The sequence below is a fragment of the Lentzea xerophila genome (assembly GCF_051094245.1).
Lineage (GTDB): Bacteria > Actinomycetota > Actinomycetes > Mycobacteriales > Pseudonocardiaceae > Lentzea > Lentzea xerophila.
In genome coordinates this window covers 1,396,504-1,420,138 of sequence record NZ_CP194934.1, presented here as the reverse complement: position 1 = coordinate 1,420,138, position 23,635 = coordinate 1,396,504, and the positions used below count along the sequence as shown (strand labels likewise).

At 68.3% G+C, this 23,635-nt stretch carries 24 protein-coding genes and 2 pseudogenes; 14 read left to right on the top strand and 12 right to left on the bottom strand.

Annotated elements, in window-relative coordinates; all coding sequences use genetic code 11:
- The first annotated feature begins 183 nt into the window (after positions 1–183).
- Entirely contained in the window at positions 184–936 is a 753-nt protein-coding gene (locus ACRSBM_RS07020) for a maleylpyruvate isomerase family mycothiol-dependent enzyme (RefSeq protein WP_434440812.1), read from the top strand.
- A gap of 47 nt (positions 937–983) precedes the next feature.
- On the opposite strand, the pseudogene ACRSBM_RS07015 reads toward ACRSBM_RS07020, so the two are convergent.
- A pseudogene (locus ACRSBM_RS07015) lies at positions 984–1,943 on the bottom strand (acyltransferase family protein); the annotation flags it as partial.
- Positions 1,944–2,080: 137 nt separating this feature from the next.
- On the opposite strand from ACRSBM_RS07015, the gene ACRSBM_RS07010 reads away from it, so the two are divergent.
- Complete coding sequence (locus tag ACRSBM_RS07010) at positions 2,081–2,758, top strand: MBL fold metallo-hydrolase (RefSeq protein WP_434440811.1); 678 nt, start codon at positions 2,081–2,083, stop codon at positions 2,756–2,758.
- Positions 2,759–2,843: 85 nt separating this feature from the next.
- Here the strand turns inward: ACRSBM_RS07010 and ACRSBM_RS07005 are convergent, their stop codons facing one another.
- Positions 2,844–3,977 carry an HIRAN domain-containing protein gene (locus ACRSBM_RS07005; RefSeq protein ID WP_434440810.1) on the bottom strand — a complete coding sequence of 378 codons (1,134 nt, stop codon included), beginning with the start codon at positions 3,975–3,977 and terminating at the stop codon, positions 2,844–2,846.
- 324 nt (positions 3,978–4,301) lie between these two features.
- Between ACRSBM_RS07005 and ACRSBM_RS07000 the strand changes: the two genes are divergently transcribed.
- Positions 4,302–5,570, top strand: coding sequence for an ATP-binding protein (locus tag ACRSBM_RS07000; RefSeq protein ID WP_434440809.1), 1,269 nt, complete (start codon positions 4,302–4,304; stop codon positions 5,568–5,570).
- A gap of 27 nt (positions 5,571–5,597) precedes the next feature.
- Here ACRSBM_RS07000 and ACRSBM_RS06995 read toward each other — a convergent pair whose 3' ends face one another.
- Positions 5,598–6,566, bottom strand: coding sequence for a helix-turn-helix transcriptional regulator (locus tag ACRSBM_RS06995; RefSeq protein ID WP_434440808.1), 969 nt, complete (start codon positions 6,564–6,566; stop codon positions 5,598–5,600).
- Between the two features lie 102 nt (positions 6,567–6,668).
- On the opposite strand from ACRSBM_RS06995, the gene ACRSBM_RS06990 reads away from it, so the two are divergent.
- The 4 genes from ACRSBM_RS06990 (at position 6,669) to ACRSBM_RS06975 (ending at position 10,770) form a co-directional block, all read left to right on the top strand.
- Positions 6,669–7,586, top strand: coding sequence for an MBL fold metallo-hydrolase (locus ACRSBM_RS06990; protein WP_434440807.1), 918 nt, complete (start codon positions 6,669–6,671; stop codon positions 7,584–7,586).
- 25 nt (positions 7,587–7,611) lie between these two features.
- Positions 7,612–9,051: a carboxylesterase/lipase family protein gene (locus ACRSBM_RS06985; RefSeq protein WP_434440805.1), complete on the top strand. Its 1,440-nt coding sequence runs from the start codon at positions 7,612–7,614 to the stop codon at positions 9,049–9,051.
- Between the two features lie 112 nt (positions 9,052–9,163).
- A complete protein-coding gene (locus tag ACRSBM_RS06980; RefSeq protein WP_434440803.1) occupies positions 9,164–9,718 on the top strand; it encodes an RNA polymerase sigma factor in 555 nt (184 codons plus the stop codon).
- A 29-nt stretch (positions 9,719–9,747) separates the two neighbouring features.
- The gene (locus ACRSBM_RS06975; RefSeq protein ID WP_434440801.1) at positions 9,748–10,770 is read left to right on the top strand and encodes a hypothetical protein; all 1,023 of its coding nucleotides are present in this window, start codon (positions 9,748–9,750) and stop codon (positions 10,768–10,770) included.
- A 208-nt stretch (positions 10,771–10,978) separates the two neighbouring features.
- Here ACRSBM_RS06975 and ACRSBM_RS06970 read toward each other — a convergent pair whose 3' ends face one another.
- Positions 10,979–11,554 (bottom strand): DUF7711 family protein, encoded by a 576-nt coding sequence (locus ACRSBM_RS06970; RefSeq protein ID WP_434440799.1) that lies wholly within the window; start codon positions 11,552–11,554, stop codon positions 10,979–10,981.
- Between the two features lie 10 nt (positions 11,555–11,564).
- Here ACRSBM_RS06970 and ACRSBM_RS06965 point away from each other — a divergent pair, with 10 nt between their 5' ends.
- From ACRSBM_RS06965 to rnhA, 3 genes and pseudogenes are all read left to right on the top strand, one after another.
- Positions 11,565–12,530, top strand: a complete 966-nt coding sequence (locus tag ACRSBM_RS06965; RefSeq protein WP_434440798.1) for an amidase family protein — start codon at positions 11,565–11,567, stop codon at positions 12,528–12,530.
- A 68-nt stretch (positions 12,531–12,598) separates the two neighbouring features.
- A complete protein-coding gene (locus tag ACRSBM_RS06960; protein ID WP_434440797.1) occupies positions 12,599–12,976 on the top strand; it encodes a DUF1801 domain-containing protein in 378 nt (125 codons plus the stop codon).
- Positions 12,977–12,987: 11 nt separating this feature from the next.
- Positions 12,988–13,431: pseudogene (rnhA, locus tag ACRSBM_RS06955) on the top strand (ribonuclease HI); the annotation flags it as partial.
- Positions 13,432–13,699: 268 nt separating this feature from the next.
- On the opposite strand, the gene ACRSBM_RS06950 reads toward rnhA, so the two are convergent.
- Positions 13,700–14,323 carry a class I SAM-dependent methyltransferase gene (locus ACRSBM_RS06950; RefSeq protein WP_434440795.1) on the bottom strand — a complete coding sequence of 208 codons (624 nt, stop codon included), beginning with the start codon at positions 14,321–14,323 and terminating at the stop codon, positions 13,700–13,702.
- Positions 14,320–15,456 (bottom strand): PLP-dependent aminotransferase family protein, encoded by a 1,137-nt coding sequence (locus ACRSBM_RS06945; RefSeq protein ID WP_434440793.1) that lies wholly within the window; start codon positions 15,454–15,456, stop codon positions 14,320–14,322. Before ACRSBM_RS06945 ends, ACRSBM_RS06950 begins: the two co-directional genes overlap by 4 nt.
- A 74-nt stretch (positions 15,457–15,530) precedes the next feature.
- Between ACRSBM_RS06945 and ACRSBM_RS06940 the strand changes: the two genes are divergently transcribed.
- The 3 genes from ACRSBM_RS06940 to ACRSBM_RS06930 are packed head-to-tail and all read left to right on the top strand — an operon-like array spanning position 15,531 to position 17,214.
- On the top strand, positions 15,531–15,986 hold the full coding sequence (locus ACRSBM_RS06940) for a GyrI-like domain-containing protein (protein WP_434440792.1): 456 nt from the start codon (positions 15,531–15,533) through the stop codon (positions 15,984–15,986).
- Between the two features lie 31 nt (positions 15,987–16,017).
- Positions 16,018–16,329, top strand: coding sequence for an ArsR/SmtB family transcription factor (locus ACRSBM_RS06935; RefSeq protein WP_191302609.1), 312 nt, complete (start codon positions 16,018–16,020; stop codon positions 16,327–16,329).
- A gap of 3 nt (positions 16,330–16,332) precedes the next feature.
- Complete coding sequence (locus ACRSBM_RS06930; protein ID WP_434440790.1) at positions 16,333–17,214, top strand: SRPBCC domain-containing protein; 882 nt, start codon at positions 16,333–16,335, stop codon at positions 17,212–17,214.
- Positions 17,215–17,467: 253 nt separating this feature from the next.
- Here ACRSBM_RS06930 and ACRSBM_RS06925 read toward each other — a convergent pair whose 3' ends face one another.
- The 4 genes from ACRSBM_RS06925 to ACRSBM_RS06910 form a co-directional block, all read right to left on the bottom strand.
- On the bottom strand, positions 17,468–19,054 hold the full coding sequence (locus tag ACRSBM_RS06925) for a toll/interleukin-1 receptor domain-containing protein (protein WP_434440788.1): 1,587 nt from the start codon (positions 19,052–19,054) through the stop codon (positions 17,468–17,470).
- 280 nt (positions 19,055–19,334) lie between these two features.
- Positions 19,335–20,198, bottom strand: coding sequence for a helix-turn-helix domain-containing protein (locus tag ACRSBM_RS06920; RefSeq protein ID WP_434440787.1), 864 nt, complete (start codon positions 20,196–20,198; stop codon positions 19,335–19,337).
- Positions 20,199–20,361: 163 nt separating this feature from the next.
- Positions 20,362–20,544, bottom strand: coding sequence for a DUF397 domain-containing protein (locus tag ACRSBM_RS06915; RefSeq protein WP_434440786.1), 183 nt, complete (start codon positions 20,542–20,544; stop codon positions 20,362–20,364).
- 156 nt (positions 20,545–20,700) lie between these two features.
- Positions 20,701–21,528 carry a hypothetical protein gene (locus ACRSBM_RS06910; protein ID WP_434440784.1) on the bottom strand — a complete coding sequence of 276 codons (828 nt, stop codon included), beginning with the start codon at positions 21,526–21,528 and terminating at the stop codon, positions 20,701–20,703.
- A 64-nt stretch (positions 21,529–21,592) separates the two neighbouring features.
- On the opposite strand from ACRSBM_RS06910, the gene ACRSBM_RS06905 reads away from it, so the two are divergent.
- Positions 21,593–22,321: a class I SAM-dependent methyltransferase gene (locus tag ACRSBM_RS06905; RefSeq protein ID WP_434440783.1), complete on the top strand. Its 729-nt coding sequence runs from the start codon at positions 21,593–21,595 to the stop codon at positions 22,319–22,321.
- 3 nt (positions 22,322–22,324) lie between these two features.
- Here ACRSBM_RS06905 and ACRSBM_RS06900 read toward each other — a convergent pair whose 3' ends face one another.
- The gene (locus tag ACRSBM_RS06900) at positions 22,325–22,540 is read right to left on the bottom strand and encodes a hypothetical protein (protein ID WP_434440781.1); all 216 of its coding nucleotides are present in this window, start codon (positions 22,538–22,540) and stop codon (positions 22,325–22,327) included.
- 28 nt (positions 22,541–22,568) lie between these two features.
- The gene (locus ACRSBM_RS06895; protein WP_434440780.1) at positions 22,569–23,630 is read right to left on the bottom strand and encodes a DNA polymerase IV; all 1,062 of its coding nucleotides are present in this window, start codon (positions 23,628–23,630) and stop codon (positions 22,569–22,571) included.
- Between the last annotated feature and the right edge of the window lie 5 nt (positions 23,631–23,635).

The following is a 23,635-nucleotide window of genomic DNA, read 5'->3' as shown; positions in this document are numbered from 1 at the left end:
ACTCTCCCGAACAAGCGTTCGAAGAGTACTAGCATCGGATTGGAGGCTGCGACCGACCCGCCGACCATGCTAGGGCGCACCCCTGACAAAAACGGTTCGGATGGCTGTCGCATTCCCCTGAGCTGGGTTTACTCATAGTCTGGTCACTTCGATCAGAGCCTCAACGTCGGGGAGAGGCAGCACATGACCTACACGCCGTCCACCCAGGACACGTCCGTACCTGCACCTCGGGGAGTGCCTGACCGGCACATCAACGCCGTGCGCCAGGCGACGGACGTCCTGTACGAGGTCGTCGAGGAGCTGGACCAGGCCGCCGTGCGCGGCGCGAGCCTGCTTCCGGGATGGACCCGCGGACACGTCATCACCCACCTCGCGCGCAACGCGGACGCGTTGGTGAACCTGCTCACCTGGGCGAAGACCGGGGTCGAGCACCAGGCCTACACGTCACGGGCGGATCGCGACGCCGACATCGAAGAGGGTTCCCGCAGGATCCTGCAGGTAATCAAGGCCGATCTGGACTCGGCGTGCCAGCGGTTCGAGGCCGCGTGCCGCGAGCTGCCCGCGCACGCGTGGCGTTCGGAGATCACCACGCCCAAGGGGCAGGCGATCCCGGCGTCCATGGTGCCGTTGTTCCGGCTGCGCGAGATCTGGATCCACCTCGTCGACCTGAACGCCGGGATCGGGTTCGACGACCTGCCCGCCGACTTCGTGGAGGAGTTCCTCGACGACGCGGTCGCGCAGTTCGCGGGCAGGGTCGACCCGTTCGGCATCGAGGTGACACTGCCCGACGGCAGTCAGCGCAGCTGGATGGTCAACGGCCCGGCGAGCCGCAGCTCGGTGAGCGGGTCGGCGGCCGCCGTCCTGGGATGGCTGACCGGCCGGACCGACGGCGCCGACCTGCGCGGGGAGCTGCCCGACCTGCCCGACTGGGGCTGAGTCAGCAGCCGGTACGCGGGCCGTTCGACGAACTTCGTCATCGCCCACCCGAGCACCAGCGCCGAGGTGAGGAACCCGGCGAGGACCCACCAGGACCGCAGCCCAACGGCGTGCATGCGGTCCATCACCACGGTGCCGATCTGCTGGTGCACGAGGTAGACGCCGTACGAGATGCCGGCGAGCCACGTGATCGGCCTGGCGATCGGCCCGAAGAACACCCAATCGGGTCCAGCGGCCGCCGCGCACACCATGAGTAGCAGTACGGCGAAGCCGAGCGTCGATCCGTACTCGGTCGTGTGAATCGCCTGCGCGACCAGGGTGGCGACGAGGAGCGCGGCGAGATGCTTCGCGCCGATCCGGTCCTTGTGCCACAGCCAGACCGCGATGCCGGCGGCGAACAGCTGTGCCCTGTGCAGCGCGAACCCGTTGTAGATCATGAAGAGCGTGTGCGAGTGGTCCAGCAACGGACGCATCACCAGCGGCGTGATGATGAGCGCCCACAGGAAGACGCGGAGCTTGGTGCCCTTCAGCCGCTTCACGAGCAGGGCACCGGCGATGAACGCCGTGAGCTGCACCGGCACGGTCCAGTACGCGAAGTCGACGATGTCGACGTCCGGGAACCACTGGTTGACCAGCAGCAGGTTGTAGACGACGTCCCTGCCGTCGAGCTGGCTCCACCCCTCCGGCGCGATCCACCGCTGCACGGCATAAGTGAGCAGCACCGCCGCCAGGTACGCGGGCAGCAGCCGCGCGACTCTCCTCCACAGGAACAGCCCGGGTCTGCCGCTGTTCAGCGAGGCGCAGGCGAAGAAGGCCGAGACGACCATCAGCGTGCTGGCGCCCATCGACATCGGGAAGGTGAACGGCAGCGGCCCGAGATAGGGGTGACTGCTGACGCTCGTGAGCGTGCCGTGGTGGAGCAACACGCACCCGATGGCGACGACGCGGAGGACGTCCCAGCTGACCCTGCGGGCCGTCCTGGGCTGCTGTCGTTGCTCTGAAATCACGAGAGGCGGGGACCGTTCGCTGGTGCTTTCGGCGTACTCGGGGATCGAAGCTAGATCCTTACTTACCCTATGAGTGAGACCTGTATGCAACCTGAAGGTGTGCGTCTCGCCGCATCGAGCTACTACCGTCTGCCACCGTGGACGTACTCGAGAACTACACCGGACACGTTGATCCCGACGGCCCCGCGGCCCGCCGCACCCTGGACGCGCTGACCATCACCAAGATCTCCGTCGGCCCGATGGACAACAACGCCTACCTGCTGGTCTGCCGGTCCACGAACGAGGCGTTGCTGATCGACGCGGCCAACGACTACGAGCGCCTGTCCGACCTGCTCGGCCACATCCCGAACCGCCCACGCCTGCGCACGATCGTGACGACGCACCAGCACGCCGATCACTGGCAGGCACTGGGAGCCCTCGCCGGCGCCCACGGCGCGAACACCGTCGCCCACGAGCTCGACGCCGCCGTCCTCCCGGTCCCGCCGGACGTCCTCGTGGACCACGGCGACACCGTCAACGTGGGAGAAGTCCCGCTCTCGATCATCCACCTGCGCGGCCACACGCCGGGTTCGATCGCGGTCGTGTACGACGACCCGGCCGGCCACCCGCACCTCTTCACCGGAGATTCACTCTTTCCGGGGGGTGTGGGGAAGACCACGTCCGCAGACAACTTCGCGTCGCTGATCAACGACGTCGAGGACCGGCTGTTCGCCGTGCTGCCCGACGACACGTGGTTCTACCCCGGCCACGGCGACGACTCGACGCTCGGCAAGGAACGCCCCTCGCTCGCGGAGTGGCGCGCCCGCGGCTGGTGACGCAGACGCAGTGAGCTCGGCCACCGGCCTCTCAGGTGGCCGAGCTCACCGGCACGACGTGACCTTGTCATGAGCCGGACACGCGTCAAGGTTGCTGAACCGCGAGCTGCAGTTGCCGCACGAAGTCGTGCGGCAATGCTTCCGGCGGCGAGATGTTGAGCTTCGCCTCAACGGCCAAAGCGTTCCCCGTCAACACGGCATCGGCGTAACACGTGATGCCGGCTTCCTGCAGCGGGCGCACGATCGACAACAGCTTGGCTGACGTTTGCTTCGTCAACTCGCCGATTTCCCGACCATCGACGTAGACCACGACAACTTCGCTCTTCGATCGCGGGCCGGAACGCTCAAGAACTCGGAGACTGGCGACGACCAGAGCCTTGCCCTGCGCCTGGGCACGACTCATGAACGGTCCCAGCACGTCCAAATGCTCACTTTCGCGAGTCAGCTGATAAGAGCGTCCCGACGGAATGAACATGTGGCGCGACCGGTTATCGACATCGTTGATCGGGAACAGGACTGATGGTTCAGCAAGATCGAGCGATACGCTGGCGATGAAGTCCCCGGGACCACGACGCCACCAGACCCGTGCACGACACTGGGCAATCTTGCCGGATTGTTCCACCGCCTGCAGAGGAGTCACGTATTCGGCGGCTGATTCGCGCGGCAGGTAACCGACCAGCCGCCCCTCGATCAACACCTGGACCGCGTTGCGATCGTGGCGATTCGACGGTTCACGGCGCAACTGAGCAGTCATTTCCCGCTCACCAGTCGACGTTGCGCCGGCCAGGCCGCGCAACGCCTGGAAGTAGTGCGACTCGCCAACCACCTCTTGGCCGAACCAGCCAGAACCCCGCAGCAGGAGGGACTTTCCTGTCGAACGTTCAGCTGATGCGGGGCGAGGCTGCTGCTTCGACTCCCGCGAGGAGACTTCGGGGATAGTTGCGTCTCCCGCGCAGAATGAACGCAGCCCACGATACAGCTGCTCGAAATCCGCCTGTTGCCTACGGGTGAAGTGCAGCTGACAAGGACGTTCGTCTCGAACGACGAGATCCAGACGGCCATTCCGGAACAGGCCTGCCCTTGTCATCGAGACTGATACCAGGTCCGCGCTGGTCACCACGAGCCTGCTCCGGCCCAGCGCCACCTTCGTCAGTGCGTTCTTGGGCTGGACGACGAGCTGTTGACCATCGAAGTCGACAGAAATTCCGTACCCGTCCACCGAATACTCCTATCGGCTCACGGCGCGCTCAGTGGCACCAACTCAACCGCTAGTCGTTCTGGCAGCAGGCGGCCGTTACACATCGTCGCGGGGACCGCTGGGCAAACCCACGACCGGTTTCCGTCGCGCGAGATCCGTCCGGCGCGGTTTCGAGCCCAGGAGACCGATGACAGCGGACTCAACGCAGGATGCGAAGATCAGCAATCTGTCGGTTCTAATGCCTGCAGAATGTCGGTCGACCTGATCGTGGTCTGTCGGCTTGAGATGCCGTGAGATGTACACTCACACGCCAGTCGCCCGTCGTTCTCACCGCTGAGAGGTCTTGTGCCCGAGTCAGACCTGGTTCGCGCGTGCTCCGGCGTCACGGAGGAGTACCTGTCGACCTTCCGTGTCGTGATACTCAACGGACCACGCCAGGCCGGCAAGACGACACTGCTCAGACACCTGCAGCACCGCCACGGCGGAACGTTGCTCAGCCTCGACGACGAACAGCTCTTGCAGGCGGCGGTCAGCGACCCACTAGCGTTCGCGGGTACAGGCAGCGAACCGAGACTCATCGACGAGGTACAGCGAGCCGGCGACCCACTCGTCAGGGCGATCAAGGCAGAGGTCGATGCTGTTCCACGACCAGGTCGCTACGTGCTCGCTGGGTCCACGCGGTTCCTGACAACCCCGAGCTTGTCCGAATCGCTGGCGGGTCGCGGCGCTGTCGTGGACGTCTGGCCGTTCTCACAAGGCGAGTTCGAGGGAAAGTTCGAGTCGTTCATCGATATCGCATTCGACGAAACTCGCTCGCTGAGCCACATCGCACCCTCTCAGGTGGATCGCGCCGATTACTTCGCGCGCGTCTGCCGGGGCGGCTTCCCCGAGCCGGCACTCATGACGAGCACACGAGCACGTAGGGCTTGGTTCCGAAGCTACGTGCAAGCAATCGCCGAACGAGATATTCGCGAAATGGCCAAAATCAACGAGCCTAGCGCGATCACCGCGCTGCTCTCCTATCTCGCGTCGATCACCGCGCAGGAGCACAACAGTGTCAACACCTCCGGCAAGACGGGACTTCATCGCACCACGGTGAACCGCTACCTCGAGCTTCTCGAAGCAGTTTTCTTGATCCACCGGCTTCCGGCCTGGTCGCGCAACCTGACTGCGCGAGTCATAAAACACTCGAAGCTGCACCTCACCGACACGGGACTTGCCGCTTCGCTGCTGGGTGTTTCACCGGAGTCGTTGGCCAAGCCGGTCGCTCCGGCCCGCGGCCCGCTGATCGAGACATTCATCGTCAACGAGCTCGCGAAGCAAGCCACCTGGAGCGAGACGGCGGTTCGGTTGCATCACTGGCGAGTCAGCGGCGGAGCGGAAGTCGACGTGGTTTTGGAGCGAGACGACGGCCAGGTCATCGGCATCGAGTCCAAAGCAAGAGATACTGTGACCGGAGAAGACTTCCGAGGGCTCGCGACGTTGCGCGACCTTCTCGGCGACCAGTTCTCCCAGGGGATTGTTCTACACACCGGCCGACAGGGGGCAATCGGCTTTGGTGACCGACTCGTGTCACTTCCCATCGCATCACTGTGGCAACTCAGTCACCGATGATCGCGATGTGTTCACCGCTGGTGTGATTCACTCTTTCCGGGGGGTGTGGGGAAGACCACGTCCGCCGACAACTTCGCGTCGCTGCGTTGAAGTCTTCGCGTCGCGGCTGATCAAGCGGTCGACATCGTCCACGTAAGGCGCCTGGCCGCTGCTCGTCTGCCGAAGTAGCGCGAGGGCTTCCTCGGAGGAGGAGCCGGCAGGCGTCGTGCACACGATCAGCATCTGTTCCGGTGAGCGGGCGATCGACAGTGTCTGCTGTGTCACGGTCACCGTGCCCACGACGGGATGGTGCAGGTCGTAGGACGCGGCGTCGCACGGCTCCACGCGGTGGTCGGCCCAGAGTGCGACGAACTCCGGGCTCTTCATCGTCAGTTCGCCGATCAGCTCCGCGAGCAGCGGGTCGTCCGGGTGCCTGCCGACGGTGATCCGCAGGTTGCCGACTACCGCGCGGGCCTTGCGCTTCCAGTCGGTGTACAGCTCGCGGCAGTGCGGGTCCAGGAACAGCATCCGGCTCATGTTCGGCCGCCCGGTCAGGTCGTCCGGGCTGTGGAAGTCCAGGTGGCCGGCCAGCAGGGCGTGTCCGAGGGTGTTCCACGCCAGCACGTCCGTGCGCCGGCCGAGTACCAGCGCCGGGACGCCGTCCACGGCGCGCAGGAGGTCACGCGTCTCGTCGGTGAGCTTCTCGGGCCGGGGGCGGCGCGCGCGGGGAGTGCGGCGGGCGGACTCGGCGAGCCGGTAGAGGTGGTCGCGTTCGTGGTCGTCGAGCAGCAGGGCGCGGGCGATCGCCTCGAGCACCTCGGCCGAGGCGCCGCGGGACAGGCCCTGCTCCAGCCTCGTGTAGTACGAGACGCTGACGCCCGCCAGCTGGGCCAGTTCCTCACGCCGGAGCCCGGCCACCCGCCTGCGGGGTCCGAGGTCGCGTAGTCCGACGTCCTCCGGGCGCAGCAGTGCGCGTCTGACCTGCAGGAAATCTCCGAGTGGGCCAGGTCCGTCCATGTCCCCAGTATCCGGGGCGCTGCCCGGTCCCAGCCACACCCCGCGAGGGGTAGGACAACGCGGGAGTGGTTGGTGCCCGCCCACGTGTCCAGGCTCGGTCTCATGGATCAGCAACCCGACCAGATCATCCTGGGCGATGTCACCGTGACGCGCATCAAGGAGTACTACGGCTCGGTCGAGATGACGCCGGGCGAGTTCTTCCCGGACAGTCCCGACGGCTCGTGGGACGAGCACCGCGGCTGGCTGGCGCCCGACTTCTGGGATCCCGAGACGGACGAGTGCCACTCGGCGATCCAGTCCTGGCTGCTGCGCAGCGAGGGGCGCACGATCCTCGTCGACACCGGCGTGGGCAACGACAAGGACCGGCCGTACTCGCCGGTGTGGAGCCGTCTGGACACGGGCTACCTCGACAACCTCGCCGCCGCCGGGGTGCGGCCCGAGGACGTCGACATCGTCGTCAACACGCACCTGCACGTCGACCACGTCGGCTGGAACACCCGGCTCGACGGCCGTACCTGGGTGCCGACCTTCCCGAACGCCACGTACCTGATGGCGCGGCGGGACTTCGAGTTCTGGGACCCCGCCAACGAGCACAGGTCCGTGCTGGGCCGCGGGAACCAGAACGTCTTCGAGGACAGTGTCACGCCGGTCCACCAGGCCGGCCTGACCCACCTGTGGGACGGGTCCTACCGGATCGACCGGAACCTGCGGCTCGACCTCGCTCCCGGGCACACCCCCGGCTCGTCCGTGCTCGTCCTGGAGTCCGGCGGCGACCAGGCCCTGTTCGTCGGGGACCTGGTGCACACCGGGCTGCAGATCGCGGAGCCGGAGACCAACTCCTGCTTCTGCGAGGACCCGGCCGAGTCCAGGGCCACCCGGCACAAGCTGCTCGGCCACGCCGCCGAGAACAACGCGCTCGTCTTCCCCGCGCACTTCGGCGGCCAGGGCGCCGCGGAGGTCGAGCGTCACGGGTCGAAGTTCGCGATCAAGGAGTGGGCTGCCTTCTCCCGCATCTCCTGACCCTCTCGAAAGGAAAGCGTTTCCCGTGATCCAGCACCAAGACCCGGTCGTCGACACCCCGGCGGGCGCCGTGCGCGGCGTCCGCGACGACTCCGGCGAGTTCTACCGTGCCATCCCCTACGCGGCGGCACCGATCGCCGCCCGCCGTTTCGCCCCGCCCGCGCCGCATCCTGGCTGGTCCGGCGTCCGCGACGGCACGCGACCCTCACCCACCGCGCCCCAACCGGTCCGCGACTTCGGCACGCTCGACATGACCCCCTACTTCGGGCCGGGCTGGGTCCGGGGCGAGGAGTACCTGACCGTCGACGTCCGCACGCCCGCCGCCGACAGCGGCAAGCGACCCGTCATGGTCTTCGTGCACGGCGGCGGCTTCGTCACCGGCTCGAACCGTGCGGCGCTCTACGACGGCAGCGCGTTCGCCCGCGACGGCATCGTCCTCGTGACGGTGAACTACCGCCTCGGCATCCCCGGATTCCTCGACCTGGAGGGCGCTCCGGCCAACCGCGGGCTGCTCGACGTGCTCGCCGCGCTCGGCTGGGTGCGCGCCACGGTCGCGGCGTTCGGCGGTGACCCGGACAACGTCACGGTCTTCGGCCAGTCCGCGGGCGCCACGCTCGTCGGGGCGCTGCTCGCGACGCCGGAGGCCAAGGGCCTGTTCCGGCGGGCGATCATCCAGAGCGGCAGCGGCACCGGCGCCTTCACCCCGGAACAGGCGCGGCGGGTCACCGCCTCGGCGGCCGCCACGCTGGGCGTCGACCCGACCGCCGACGCGTTCGCCACGATTCCCGACGAGCGCTTCCTGGAGATCCTGCCCGCACTGGCCGGACTCGACCTGCGCACCAGCACCGCCACGGACCCGCTGGCCGGCCTCAGCCCGTTCAGTGTGGTCCTTCCGGTCCAGCCCGCCGACGGTCTCCCCGACGGCCCTGCCCGCGACGTCGACCTGCTGATCGGCACCAACACCGAAGAAGGACACCTCTACCTCGTGCCGCAGGGCAACCTGGAGTCCTCCACGAACGCGGACGTGCTCGCCATCGCCGCAAAGCTGTCCGCGGACCCGGAGACCAAGGTCGCCGCACACCGCGCGGCGCTGCCGGACGCGTCACCGGGCGAGCTGCGCTCCGCGGTGCTCGGAGACGCCCTGTTCGGCGCCGGCACGGCCCGCATGGCACAAGCTCACGCACAGATCTCAGGCGGCCGCACGCACGTCTACTCGTTCGGGTATCGCTCAACAGCCCTGAACGGGCGCCTCGGCGCCACCCACACCGTCGAGCTGCCCTTCGTCTTCGACATCGCCGACGAGCCGTGGCTGCACGGTGAGACGGGCCTGCTCGGCCCCGATCCCGCCCCAGCCGGGCTCGCGGCCAGGGTGCACACCGCCTGGGTCGCGTTCGCCGCCACCGGGGACCCGGGCTGGGCCGCGTACGACCCGCGGCAGCCCGTGGCGGAGGCACTCGGCAGCTGAGCGTCCGCCACGCTGAACAGCAGAGATCGTCATTCATGGAAGCAACCTGAACGGTTTCGGCCCGCGTTGGCAAAGAGGGGATGCAAGGGCGAAGCGAAACCCGAGGAGCTTCATGTCGTCAGACGCGGAACTGATCGGCAGATCGCTGCGCGGAGACACCAATGCCTTCGTGACAGTGATCAGTCGTCACGAGGCCGCGATCGGGAACTACCTTGCGCGCAGAGTGGGGCGGCAGGCCGCCGAGGACGTACTCGGCGAGGTGTGGGTGGCGGCTTACGAGTCCCGTGCGAACTACGACAGTTCGTATCCCGAAGCCAGGCCGTGGTTGTACGGCGTCGCACTGAACAGGTTGCGCCGGTACTGGCGGTCCGAACCGGTCGAGGAGCCGGCGGCGGACCTGACCCGAGTGGCGAGCGACTGGGACCCCTGGCCGACGGTGGACGCCCGCGTGGACACGCAGGCACTGCTGCGAAAGGCACTGACTCGGCTCAAACCGGAAGAGCGGGAAGTGCTGGGCCTCGTCGCCTGGGAGGACCTGACCGTCGCCGAGGCCGGGCGGGTGCTCGACATCCCGGCGGGCACGGCTCGCCGCCTGCTGCACCAAGCGCGCAAGACGTTGCGTGAGGCCCCTGAAGTGGCCGCGCTGCTGCAAGTCCCGACAACGTGAAAAGACAACCCATGGATGAAATGGATCTCATGAAGAACTTGCGTGATGTGCCGTCCCCGAGTCCCGAGGCCTACGACCGTGCACGCTCGGCGCTGCACACGGCGATGGAGGAACCCGTGAACACGGTCGTGCGACCGAAGCGCTGGTTCTCCTGGCCGAAGGTCAGCGTCGCCGCCGTGGGCGCGGCAGCCGTCGCGGCGGCCGTGGTGATGGGTACGACGGGCGGCAGCGTCCCGGCCGGCACGTCCGACGCGGCCCCGCAGGTGGTCGAGTCGCCGCTGGTGAAGCTGGCCTCCGAGGTCAAGGAGTCCGGCACGACGTCCGGTGACGCGTCGCTGGTCATCTCCACGAAGCCCCCGCTGAACAACGTATCGCCGCAGCCCTTCTACGACCTCTACACCGACAAGGGCCAGGTCTTCCACGGCGACTCGGTGAAGACCCTGGCGGACGCGGTCCGCAAGGGCGACGACGACTCGACACAGCAGTACGACAAGAACGTGCTGGCGGCGGCCAGCCTCGCCGCGAACGGCGACGTGGAGAAGGCCAAGATCGCGATGGTCAATGCCTCCGCCAACGGCCTCGGCCTCGGCCTGAGCCCCGCCGAGGCCGACAAGGCGTGGGCGGACCACCAGGCGGCGGTCGCCAAGGAGTTGGAAAAGATCGGCAAGAAGGTGCCCGACGCCGGGCCGCGCCCGACGGGCAAGGACCTGGAGAACCGCATCAACAACAGGGTGTGGAGCGGCTCCACGTACGCGCTGTCCCGCGGCGCCGCCAACCCGGACGTCCGCGCGGGCGTGCTGAAGCTGCTCGCGACCATCCAGGACGTGGCCATCGCCAAGACCGAGGTCGACGGCCAGCCCGCGCTGGCCCTCACCGTGGGCCCCGCCATCGGCGGTGGCAGCGCTTCGCACGTGTTCACCATCAACGCCGACAACGGCCTGCCGATCCGTTCCGAGGGCACCATGGTCAAGGACTCCGTGTCCACGCCCTGGGTGATGACCTACAAGTCGTCCCGCGTGAACCTCGCCGACGTGGCGGCGGGCAAGATCTGATCCTCCTGGCGAACTGTCCGGGGAGGGCCGAGATCATGTCGGTCCTCCCCGGACTCGCGCGTCGGCACGAGCGCACGTTGCGATAGAGGAGCTGTCCTCGATACCTGATCAGATGGTCATCTTGTGGCCTCTGCGCGCGGAAGCGACGGCCGTTTGTAGGTTCCACACGAACATGAGCAACCTAGCCCGCGTCATGCCTGCTGACGCCCTACGCGTCCAGCAGGTCGAGGTAGCCGGTGGTGGTGCGCCACAGCGCGTCCGAGTAGGGGGTCAGCTTGCCGGGATTCCAGCGGCGGTCGGTGTAGTCCTGGTTCACCCGCCGCAACGCCCTGAGGCTCACCTCCAGCTCGTCCGCGACACGCTTGCGGAGCTCTTCCGCGGATGGCGCCGCCTGGCGCACGAGCTCGGCCGTGCCGTCGCTGACCGCGACGAGCGCTTCCTCGTTGATCCCGTCGGCAGCGCTCCAGATCAACGCGGGCCGCTCGATGCGGTGGTTCCACACCGGCGCGTCCTTCGACCGCCACCGCGCGTCGAACGGGTTGCGCGACAGCCGCGTCGAGTTCGCCCAGTGCTCGGCCCCGACGGGCTCGGACAGCCACGGCACCTCGTCCACCGGCAGGTCGGTGACCAGCGCGACCTGGATGGCCTCGACGTCGCGCGGCACGTCGAGCAGATCGCCGAAGACCCACAGCTCGACCACCTGGAACCGGAAGAACGAGGCCGGCAGGTCGCCACACTTCTCGGTGAGCTCAGCCAGGTGGTGCACAGCGCGAGTCCATTTCACGAGGTGGATCATGCCCGAAGCCGTTGAGTCCGCCCTGGCCCGGCTGCACCTCGTGGAACCCGTGCTGAACGCGTTCCACGAGGTCTACCGCTCCTTTCCCCCGGTCGATCCCGCGTTGCCGCTCGCCGGCATGCCCATCGCGGTGAAACGGGGTGAGCGCCGCAGCCACCGGGAGGCGTTGACGGCCCTCGGTTGCGTACCGATCGGCCTGACCACCACGCCGGACGGCAACACGCCGTGGCAGACGTGGGGCCGCAACGCCCGTGGGCTCACCCGCAACCCGTGGAACCTCTCCCGCACACCGGGCGGTTCGTCCGCGGGCTCGGCCGTGGCGGTCGCCGCGGGCGTCGTGCCGCTGGCCACCGGCGTCGACGGCGCGGGCTCGATCCGCGTCCCGGCCGCGTGGTGCGGCGTGCTCGGCCTGAAGACGACCTCGTCCGAACGGGCCGCTGTCGGGGTCTTCACCCGCGACCCCTCCCTGCTCGCGACCTACCTCGGCACCACGGAGGTCAGTTCGCCCACCGCCGTCTGGTCGACGGACCTGGGCTTCGCCACCGTGGACGACGAGCAGGCCGAGATCGCCTGGCGGGCGGCGGCTCCGCTCCGCCCGCAAGCCGTTGACCTGGTGCTCGAGGACCCTGCCGACGACTGGTTCGCCGGCAGTTGCGGCCCGAGTCCGGTGCTGGACGCGTTGTTCGAGACGACGGACCTGCTGCTCACCCCGACGACGCCCGGCCCGCCGCACGGGCACGACGGTCCGGGCGCTCGCATCAACACGGCGCTGACCTGGGCGTTCAACCTGAGCGGGCACCCTGCGATCAGCATCCCGGCCGGCTTCGACTCGTCCGGTCTGCCCGTCGGGCTGCAGGCGGTGGCCCGGCACGGGCGTGAGGCGGATTTGGTCGCCGCGGCACGCGTGGTCCTGGCGCGTCAATCTCACCCCATCGGGTGTTTTGAGCCCAATCCATCTCGCTGATCAGTCGCTGCGGGTCTTACCGCACGGGCACGATGTCGAGAAACCGCGAGAGGCTACGACACAGGGTCATGGACACACGAGTTGACGACTACATCGCCGGACTGCCCGAGTGGCAGCAGGACATCTGCCGCGAGGTCCGCAGGCTCGTCCACCAGGCCGATCCGGACGTCGAGGAGACGATCAAGTTCACCAACCGGCCGTACTTCGTGCTGGACGGCAACGTCTGCGCGTTGCTCGGCACCAAGGACCACGTGAACGTGATGCTCTACGACAAGGCGGCCGTGCCCGATCCACAGAACATCATCACGAGCGGCCACGGCAACAAGACCGCGCGCATGATCTCGGTGTACCACGACCAGCCCATCAACGCGCCCGCGCTCGTCGAGATGTTCCGCCACATCATCGCCAACAACCGCAGGCGCAGGAGTGCCGGACCTCGTCGGTAGCCTCACCACGCATGGAGGTCGAGATCTACACCGACGGTGCGTGCAGCCCCAATCCCGGTCCGGGCGGCTGGGGCGCCGTGCTGCGCTACGGCGAGCACGAGAAGGACATGTACGGCGGTGACATCGGCCCGACGACGAACAACCGCATGGAGCTGATGGCGCCCATCGTGGCGTTGGAGAGCCTCACGCGGCCGTCCACCGTGCAGCTCTACACGGACAGCACGTACGTCCGCAACGGCATCACCTCCTGGGTGCACGGGTGGAAGGCGAACGGCTGGCTCACGAAGGCCCGTGAGCCGGTCAAGAACGCCGACCTGTGGCGCCGCCTGGAAGAAGCCGCCAACAGGCACGAGGTGGCGTGGCACTGGGTCAAGGGCCATGCGGGCCATCCCGAGAACGAGCGCGCCGACCGCCTGGCCGTGCGCGGCGTGGAGGAGGTCACGGGGCGGGAAGTCAAGCAGCCCCAAGCAAAACCCAAGAAGGTGGCCAAGCCGAAGCAGGCGCGCGAGCTGAGCGGCGAACCGTGTGGCGCGCCCACGAAGAAGGGCACGCCGTGTCCGATCACGGCGGGGAAGAACGGGCTGTGCCACGTGCACGACCCGGCGTTGCAGTGCGGTGCCACCACGAAGAAGGGCACGCCCTGCACCATCGCGACCGGCGGCGGCCGGTGCGAGTACCACCAGGACGCCCTCGAACTGTTCGTGTGAAGGCAGGCGAAGGGCGTCAGAGGAGCTCGTAGCAGGAGTCGACAGCGGGCTGTCCCGTGTAGTTCGGGCCTGCCCTGTCGTCCGCGCCCAGATAGGCGAACGGCAGGCGCGGCCGTCCCTGCCCTTCGTAGTCGATGAGACGTCTGCGGGTGTCGTAGGTGAATCCGGCTTCGCGCAACGCTTTGGTCAGCGAACGTCCGAACGGGGTGCCGTCGGCGCGCCGCACGCCGGCGACGTCGAAGTTCGCGACGAACCGGCCGCCGGGTGCGAGCCAGGACGCGGCGCGCACCAGCAGGCCGAGTTTGTCGCCCACGTAGTGCAGGCCGTGGACGCACGTCACGAGGTCGGCCGGTTCGTCGGGCTCCCACTGGTCCGCTGGCGCGATGACGAAACTCAGTCCTGGTCGCGCGGAGACGTGCTGGTCGACGAGGTCCACCCCGGTGATCGTCAGGTCCTCCCTCGCCGCCTCGGCCAGCGCTTTGCCGGAGCCGCAACAGAGATCGACCCACCGAGCACCGGGTCTCAGTGAGAGATCGGTTCCCAGCTCTCGCCGGTAGCTCGCCAAGCCTCGTTCACGGTTCATCTCGCAGTTCGCGACGACCGACGAGCTCCACAGCGCCTCGTCGCCGAGCAGGCTCACCGCAGCACCTTCGCCAGCCGGGCCAGGCCTTCCCGGATCTCCTCCGGCGTGTTGGAGGTGAAGGACATCCGGAACGTCGAACGATCCGGCGTGGTCGCGAAGAACGGTGCGCCGGGCACGAAAGCGACGTCGTGGCGCAGGGCTTCCGTCAGCAGTTCGGCACTGTCCACGTCGCCGGGCAGCCGCAGCCACACGAACATGCCGCCGTCCGGGTCGCTCCACGTCGTGCCGTCGGGAACGGCGGACGGCAGCGCGGCGATCATCGCGGCACACCGCGCGCCGTATTCGGTGCACAGGCTGGCGATGTGGACGTCGAGGTCGTTGTGGGCCAGGTAGGCCGCGGCGGCGGCCTGGTCCACAGTGGACGTGTGCAGGTCGGCGGCCTGCTTCACGATCACCAGCGTGCGCAGCAGGTCGGCGGGCGCGCGGAGCCAGCCCAGGCGCATTCCGGGCGCACCGACCTTCGAGAAGCTGCCCAGGTAGATGGCTCGATCGCTGATGGACGCGAGCGGCGCGACGGCCGAGCCCCGGTAGCGGAGCTCGCCGTACGGGTCGTCCTCCACGACCCACAGCGAGTTCTCGGCGGCGATCTCCGCGATCTCCGCGCGGCGTGACGCCGACAGCGTGCGGCCGGTCGGGTTCGCGAACGTCGGCACCAGGTACAGCAGCGAAGGACGTTCGGCGGCCACCACCGACCGCAGCGACTCCGGAACCAGGCCGTCGGCGTCGCTCGCGACGGGCACGATCCGGGCTCCTGCCAGCTGGAAGCACTGCAGCGCCGCCAGATACGTCGGCTCCTCGACCGCCACGACGGCGCCCGGTTCCAGCAGCGCGGTGGCCACCAGGGTGAGCGCCTGCTGGGAGCCGGTCGTGATCAGGACGTCCGAAGTGGGCAGTCCACGGCCGGTCAGACGCGCGCAGACCAGGGCGCGCAGGTCCGGATTTCCTTCTGTGGGGGCGTATTGCAGCACCGAGCGGTCTCGCAGGGCGACGTCGTAGGCGGCGCGCACACCGTCCAGGTCGAACAGTTCGGCGGCGGGAAGGCCGCCCGCGAACGAGATCACCTCGGGGCGCGAGGTCAGCGCGAGCAGGTCGCGCACCGGAGAGCCGGCCACGGAAAGGGTGCGGTGCATGAACTTCACGTTAATCGGTCGCCCTCCCGGCCGGACGCCGATTTTCTGTCGGTGCTCGTGGCTAGCGTGGTGGCATGGACATCGAGACACGTGGAGAGCAGCCCTACGCAGCCGTCCGGGCCACGGTGACGCTGGAGACGTTCGCCGGGATCGCCGACCGGTTCCCCGAGGTCATGCAGTGGCTGGCCGATCGTGAGTTACCGGTTCTCGGAGCGCCGTTCCTGCGGTACTTACGCGTCACGGCCGGGGAGTTCGAGGTGGAGGCGGGGATTCCCACCGTCGCCGGGGTGCCCGGCGACGGCGAGGTGTTCACGGCGACGCTGCCCGCCGGCCAGTACCTGGTCGCGTTGCACGAGGGCAGCCCGGACGGGCTGGCCGCCGTCACCGATCGGCTCCTCGCCCACACCGTCCAGTTCGACCGCGACGGCGACAGGTGGGGCGCACGCGTCGAGACGTACTTCACCGACCCCGCGGTGGAGCCCGACCAAAGCAAATGGGCAACGGAGGTCGCCATCCGCCTCGCCGGTTGAGCTTATATGCCGATAAGGCTATATTGCTGGCATGGCATCTACATTCGCCGTGCTGGCGGATCCGAGTCGCCGGGAGATCCTCGACCTGCTGCGTGAACGCGAGCGGCCGGTCGGCGACCTCGTCGACCGGCTGACGCTCGCCCAGCCGACCGTCTCGAAGCACCTCAAGGTGTTGCGCGAGGCCGGCCTGGTCGAGGTGCGCACCGACGCCCAGAAGCGCTGGTACCGGGTCTCGCCCGGTCCCCTGGCGGAGATCGACGCCTGGCTGGCGCCGTACCGGCGGATGTGGGAGAAGAGCCTCGACGCACTGGAACGACGACTCGACGAGATCGAAGGGGACTGACCCGTGGACGCCGAACTACAGATGATCGAGGGCAAGCCCGTCCTGCGCTTCGAGCGCAGGCTGCGGCACTCGCCGGAGAAGGTCTGGCGGGTCGTCAGCGATCCGGCCGAGATGAAGCACTGGTTCCCGGCCGAGGTCGGGATCGACGGCCGCAAGATGCGCTTCACGTTCCCGGCCGAGGCACCCGTCGACGCCGACGGCGGCGAGGGCGAAGTGCTCGAGTCCGACCCGCCGAAGGTGTTCGCGTTCCGCTGGCTCACCGACGTGCTGCGCTTCGAGATCCTGCCGCGCGAGGACGGCTGCCTGCTCGTCTTCACCGCGGTGGTCACGAACAAGCTGGCCGTCGGCCGCGACGCCCCCGGCTGGACCACCTGCCTCGACGCGCTGGTCGCGCACGCCGACGGCACGACGTTCGAGCCGCCGACGGAGTGGCTGTCGCTCATCGAGCACTACATCGGCAAGTTCGGCCTGGACGAGGGCACCGACCGGCCCGACGGCGTCGTGTTCGTCCGCGACCTGGTGTGGAAGCCGCTGGACGAAGTCTGGCAGCTCCTGACCGAAGGCACCGAGAATGCCGTACCGGTCCGCGCCGCACACCCCGGCCTCACGCCGGGCAAGGTCACCAGGTCCGAGGCGCCGCGCCTGCTGGAGTACGAGTGGCTCCAGGACGGCGAGCCGAAGGGCGTGGTGCGCTGGGAGTTCGACCACGTGCCGCTGCAGGGCACCACCGTCACGCTCTTCCAGGAGAACGCGCACGGCCCCGAAGCGCTCGCGGCGTGGCACGTGCACCTGGAGCTGTTCTTCGCCGCCACGCAGGGCGACATCCGCTGCCCGTGGCCGGCCGAGCGGGAGGAGGACCTGGCCAAGCGCTACGCCGAGCGTTGACGGAGGCCTGGACGCACGACACCTCGGTCCCGAGAGACCCGGCGGCACGGCAGTCCCGGCTGCCCGACCATCCCGGCTGGCGCAGCATCCCGTGCTCCAGGCGAGCCCGTGAGCTCGTACCGCGGCCCTACCGGCGCACAACACGGCCAGATCGCGCAGACCGGCCGCGATCACGCCTCCGCGCCTCGCCCACCACCCCGCGCCCCCTGCCCCGACCTCGGTCGCGGCCGTCACCCAACGGCCGCGACCGAGGTCAAGCGTGCTGCACGCGGTCGACGAGGCAGGCCCAGTCCGGCACGCACCGCCGGCCGAGTCGCCGGGCCGACCTCAGCTCGTGGGCCAGCACCGCGAGCCGCCGGACGCGCGGGTCCGGCGCGAGGTCCTCGAGCCGGAGCACGTCGGCCGCGGTGAGGCGGAAGCCGACGAGCTTGGTCGGGTCGGCCTTCGCGACCGTCCACCAGCAGGTGGCGGCCGCGTAGTCGCACCCGAGCGCGCGGAACTGTTCCTCGGCGTCGAGGAGGTCCCGCACCGCCTCGGCCTTCTCTCGGGTGGCGAACAGCAGGTCGGCGCGGACCTGCCTGGCCCTGGCGACCACCTCGGGGAAGTCCGCGGTAGCGATGACGTTCGAGGCGAACTCCTTGCCCTCGTTGTACTTCCGCGCCGCGAGGCAGAGCCGTGCCTGCAGGACGGTGAGCCAGTGGTACGGCTCGGTGCCCGGCGTCAGCAGTCCCTCCGCGACCTGCGCGCGTTCCCACGCGACGCCGAGCAGAGCGCGGTCGCCCGTCATCTCGTACCGCAGCAGCTGCTTCTCCGCGTCGAGCGAGGCGCACACCCCGACCTCCTCGCTCGTCGGACCGCTGACGGAGCGGAACTGCGTGGTCGCGAGGATCAGCAGGTGCTCGCAGTTGCGCAGGTAGAACTCGCGGTCGTACGGCAGCGCTTCCGCCGCCATGTGCAGGAAGACCCGCGCATGGACGCGTTGGCCGCGTGCGGCCGTGTACAGGTCGCGGTACTTCTTCGCGATCTGCGTCCCCTCCTCGGCCACCGAGGCCGCCTGGCTGAAACGGTGCTCCCGCACCAGGTGCCACGCCTTCCCCGAGACGAGGACCTTCGCCATCAGGGCCCCTTCGCCCTTCAACGGCAACGTCGACGAGAGCGTCTTCAGGCACACCTGCGAGAGACGGCTGACCAGCCCGACATCGCCGTGCGCCTTGGCCACGCCGACGACCGAGTCGAACGCCCTGGCTAGTTCGAGATCGCCCTCGCCCTGCTCCACCAGCTCGTGCGCGAGCCGGTACGCCGCCGCCGACGACGGCGGATGTGCCTCCAGACCTGCCAGCAGCAGCCTGCTCCGGTACACGATCTCCCGCTCGACCTGCATCTCCCCACCCCCGTTCCCCACCTCGAGCGCGCCGAGACTGCGCACCAGTTCCTCCTCGCCGTGCCGCGTGCCGGGATCGAACCGGTGGATCACCAGCTGTTGCAGGACGGACGGCAACGCGTTCGCGTCGATTTCCGGCGGCACCACCGGAAGCACCGCACAACCGTGCGCGCCGCCGTGGTGGTAGATCTTGTGCCGTACCAGGCCCGCCTCGTAGCGCACTCCCCTGCGCTCCACGAAGTCGTTGGACAGCAAGGCCTTCAGGTAGTCGTCCGAGACGATGACGAGAACTGTCCTGTCGCGGACCGCCGTCTCCATCCAGGCCGGAATGGACAGAGGGTGGATGATCGTGAGATCGCCGTCCCAGAGCACGTCGAACCCGCGGGCACGTAACGCCTCCACCACCGCCGACGCCGCCGGACCTCCATCGCTACTGCTGTAGCTAACGAATACGGCCATCGCAGCGACCTCTCTCGTGACGAGCTACGAGGGGGTGGGTGCGATTTCTGGTGTCATTGCACATGGTGCGCCTCCTGCCAGTGTGGTCACGCGCGGTCCGAAGACCGGTGCGGCGAGGACCAATCACCCGAAGGGGACCTGGATGGCGGCACTCATCAGGGTTCGAACGTCATAGGCTGACCTACGGCGACATCGCCTCGCCTCATTGGACTGGGGTTCGGTTGTGGGTTGCCATCGGACGGGTGGCTGTTGGCGCAGCCACCCGCCCGGCCATTGCGATTCAGGCCCCTCCTAGCTCCTGCAGTCGTCGGTCGATCACGTCCGGCGTCTCCCTCGCGGGCAACGCGAAGTCCTCCAGCTGGAAGAAGTGGTTCAGGTACTCCTTCAGCTCCGGCCCGGACGTCATGAGCTCGTCGCGCCCGGGATGTTCGAGCAGCAGAGCGAAGTCCTCGTCACCCTCCGAGAACTCGAGGATCGAGAACGAGCCCTTCATCGCCGGGTGGACGCCGGCGGAGAACGGCACGATCTGGATCGTCACGTGGTCCAGCGCCGCGACCTCCTTGATCCGCAACAACTGCCGGCGGAGCACACCCTCGTTGCCGATCACCCGGTGCAGGACCGACTCGTCGAGGATGATGAAGATCTCGGGGCCGTCCGGGTCCAGCACCGACTGGCGGTGCATGCGGATCTCTACGCCGCGTTCGACGACGTCGTCGGTGTTCCCGTAGCTCTTGACCAGCGCGTGTGCGTAGTCCGGGGTCTGCAGCAGGCCCGAGACGACGTTGAGCTGGCTCTGGCGGATCCGTACGGCGGCCGTCTCCAGTTCGAGGAACTTGGCGAACTGCTCGGTGAACGAGCCGCGGTACTTGTCCATCCACTCCGATTTGGACTGCCGGATCGCCCTGGCCATCCCCACCAGCGCGGCGACGCGGTCGTCATCGCGCACGCCGTAGTGGAAGAGGAGCGCCTGAACGTCGGTGACCGAGATCTTGTTCTCCCCCTTCTCGATCCTGATCAGTTTCGAAACAGACCAGTCCATGGCTTCGGCGACCGCCTGCTGACTGAGATCGAGTCCCATCCGCGTCTGCCTCAACTCGGTCAGCAGGCGCTTCTGCAACACCACGGGACTTTCCTTGCGGGGCAACACCGCTCCTCTCAATCTGCTACCTAGCAGAATGGTAGCGGCTAATTGGCAGGGTTCCACAATGCCTGTCAACCAATTGGCCGATTTCAGGGAGAGAAGTACCAGTCAGAGGCATGGCAGATCAACTCTTGCCAACCCTCCAGGTGTCACCTTTTCGGTGAGATCAAGAACGGGCGAAGTTCACGAACGCGCGCCAGCCGTCCGGCGAGACCTGGAGCTGCCGCTCACCACGGTCCTTGGAGTCCCTGACCTGCACCACACGGCCGTCATCGGCGCACTCGACGCATTGCGTGTCGCCACCACTGGCGCTGTAGGAACTGCGCTTCCACCTGAGCTCCGCCGCCACCGTCGCCCTCCCGGCAAGGTCCCCGACCCGACAAGGCCACACCTGAGCCTAGGTCCGGCTAGTTGATCGAGCTACCGCCAGAGGTTGCCCACTCCCTGGACAGAAACCTGACAGATCAAGGACACGCCGACACGGACTTGTTGGCATCACATGGAATCAGAGCGTGGCGAAGCGGTCGACACCCACGCCGCTGATCAACAGGCGCTCCTTGCGGTTGCCCGTCAACCGCTGCGTCCAGTCGACGAACCCGCCGTCGCCGATCTCCACGCCGTCGCGGAAGACCTTGAAGCACAAGCCCTGGTAGTACCCGGTCCGCCGGGACGGGTCGGCGGGCAGGTCGCCGCGCACCACCTCGAACCGCGGATCCAGCACCGTCACGCGCACCTCGATGTCACCACACGCCTCGCGCAGGAACGCGATGTGCTCGGCGAAGTGCTCGCGTTCGAAGGCGAGCGAGCCGCGGTCGCGCCCGGCCGACACCGCGGCGAACAACGTGAAGTGCGCGAACCTCCCGGCACCGCTGAACAACTGCGCCCGCACCACGCGTTGTACGGTCGCGAGTCGCACGTCGTCCGGCCCGGCTTGCCTGCGCACAGCGGCTTCCAGCGCCAGCGCGTTGGTCGGGTCGGCGGCGACCTCGGTGCCGCGCACCGTCGACACCACGTTGTTCTGGTCCATCTCGGCCACCGCGGAACACGTTCCCAGCGGCGCGACGGGCGCCAGCCCCAGCACGTCGAACGACGGGGGCAGCGCGGCCAGCAGCCGGTCCTCCGCCGCGCGCAGCACGGCGAACGGCACCGCGGCAGGCGCCACGAAACGGTCGGACCGGTACTGCCGCAACACATCCGGGCCCGACAACCTGCCCGCACGCCGGCGCGTCAACGCGAGCAGAACACTGGTGAGGTCGCTGCCGGACAGGCTCGCGAGCCGGTCCAGCGCCTCCTCGCCGCCCAACGACCGCAACACCCGCGTCAGGACACCCATGCCCACCATGATCCGGGCATCGGCCAGCGATTTTCGCGCCGATCACCCCACTAGGGTCGCGATCATGACCGAAACCCAGCCAGTCCGGGAAGGCGAACTGTGGGGCCGCAGGGCCGCGCAACGAGCGGCGCTGGGAGCGAAGATGTCCATGCCCGCCTGGAAGGCCGCCATCGAACGCACCGTAATCACCACGGGCACCACGGTCCTCGACCTGGCGTGCGGCAGCGGCGAGTTCTGCGCCGCCGCGGTGGCGGCGGGCGCCACGGCCACCGGGATCGACATCTCACCGGCCATGATCGCGTTGGCGCGACAGGCGAGCACCGCCGAGTTCCACGAGCTCGCGCTGGGAGCGTTGCCTTGGCAGGACGGCACGTTCGACGTCGTGACGGCGTTCAACGCGCTGTTCTTCGCGGCCGATCCCGACGAGGCGTTCGCGGAGGCGGTCAGGGTCAGCAGGAGCCATGTGGTGGTCTGCGAGTGGCATCCGGAGCACCCGAGCGACCTGCTGGTCATCGGCCGGGCCGTGCGAGGACCAGGCGGGCGCACGGGCGCGAAGCTTCCCGTCCCGGACGAGAAACTGACGATCGACATTCCCCAGGCGCATCCCGACGAGGCCACGATGCTGCACAGCTTTCTGAGCGTGGGCAGCTATCAGCGCATCATCGAGAGCGAAGGTGAGAAAAAGGTCGCGGAGAAGATCAGGGCCGCCGCCGAACCGTTCCGAGCCGCGGACGGTTCTTACCGGTTCGCGAACAAGTACCTGATGTCGCTCTTCCGCAAGAACGAGAACTGACGATCAGGCGGCGGCAAGGATCTCGTACCCGGCGCTGGTCAGCGCGGCGGGGCCGGGACGGGTGCTGATCAGGCCCGCGGAGGTCAGGCGCAGTCCGACGAACTGGTCGGCGCAGCAAAGGCCGTCGACGAGCAGAAAGCTTCCGGAGATCTCGCAACGGCCGTCGGCGACGGCTCGGAGAACCGCGCGGTCGCGATGTGTGAGCGATGAGTCGGTCATCTTCTTCTCCCTGCGGCGAAGCGTCTACTTACTGATACGTCGAAGGAGAAGGCTTCGGTTCGACATCATCGGCAGAGAATTCCGCGCGGACGCCGAGAAGACGTACGGCGCGGCCGTGTTCGAAGCGGTCCAGCACGACCAGAGCGGCTGCGGCCAGTTCGTCGGCGGACGATGTCGGCGCCGGCAGTTTCATCAGGCGCACCTTCGTGAAGAACGGCACGAAGCGCACCTTCACGCCGACGCGCACGACCGGGCGTCCCTCGGCGACCACGTCGAGAGCCACCTGGTGGGCCAGCGCCACGACCTCGCGCCGGATGTCCTCCAGCGAGGCGAGGTCCTGCTGGAACGTCTTCTCGTGGCTGCGCGACTTCACCACCCACGGCGTCGCGCTCACGATCGTGTCGCCCGCGCCCTGCGCGACGCTGCGGTAGTACGGGCCCATCCGGGGGCCGAACCGGGCGGCCAGCGCGTCCACCGGAGCGGAGGCCAGGTCCGTGACGGTCGTGAGGCCCAGTTCGGACAGCTTGCGTTCGGTCTTCGCGCCGATGCCCCACAACGCGGACGTCGGCCGGTGTCCCATGACCTCGACCCAGTTGTCCCTGGTGAGCTGGAAGACGCCGGCGGGCTTGCCGAACTCGGTCGCGATCTTGGCGCGCAGCTTGTTGTCGCCGATGCCCACCGAGCAGTGCAGACCGGTCTGCTCCAGCACCGCGGCCTGCAACGACCGGGCCAGCGCCACAGGGTCGTCCACGGAGGCACCGACGAACGCCTCGTCCCACCCCATCACCTCGACGACCACGGGGAACGACCGCAGCACGGCCATCACGTCCGCCGACGCGGCCTCGTACAGCGCGTGGTCCACCGGCAGGTACACGGCGTCCGGCAGCTTCTTGAACGCAGTCCGCAACGGCAGTCCCGAGCGCACCCCGAACGCGCGCGCCTCGTAGGACGCCGTGGCCACGACCGCGCGCTCGGTCGGGTCGCCGTTGCCGCCCACCACCACGGGCCTGCCGCGCAACGACGGATCGCGCAGGACCTCGACCGCGGCGATGAACTGGTCGAGATCCACGTGCAGGACCCAGTCCGCCATGCTGG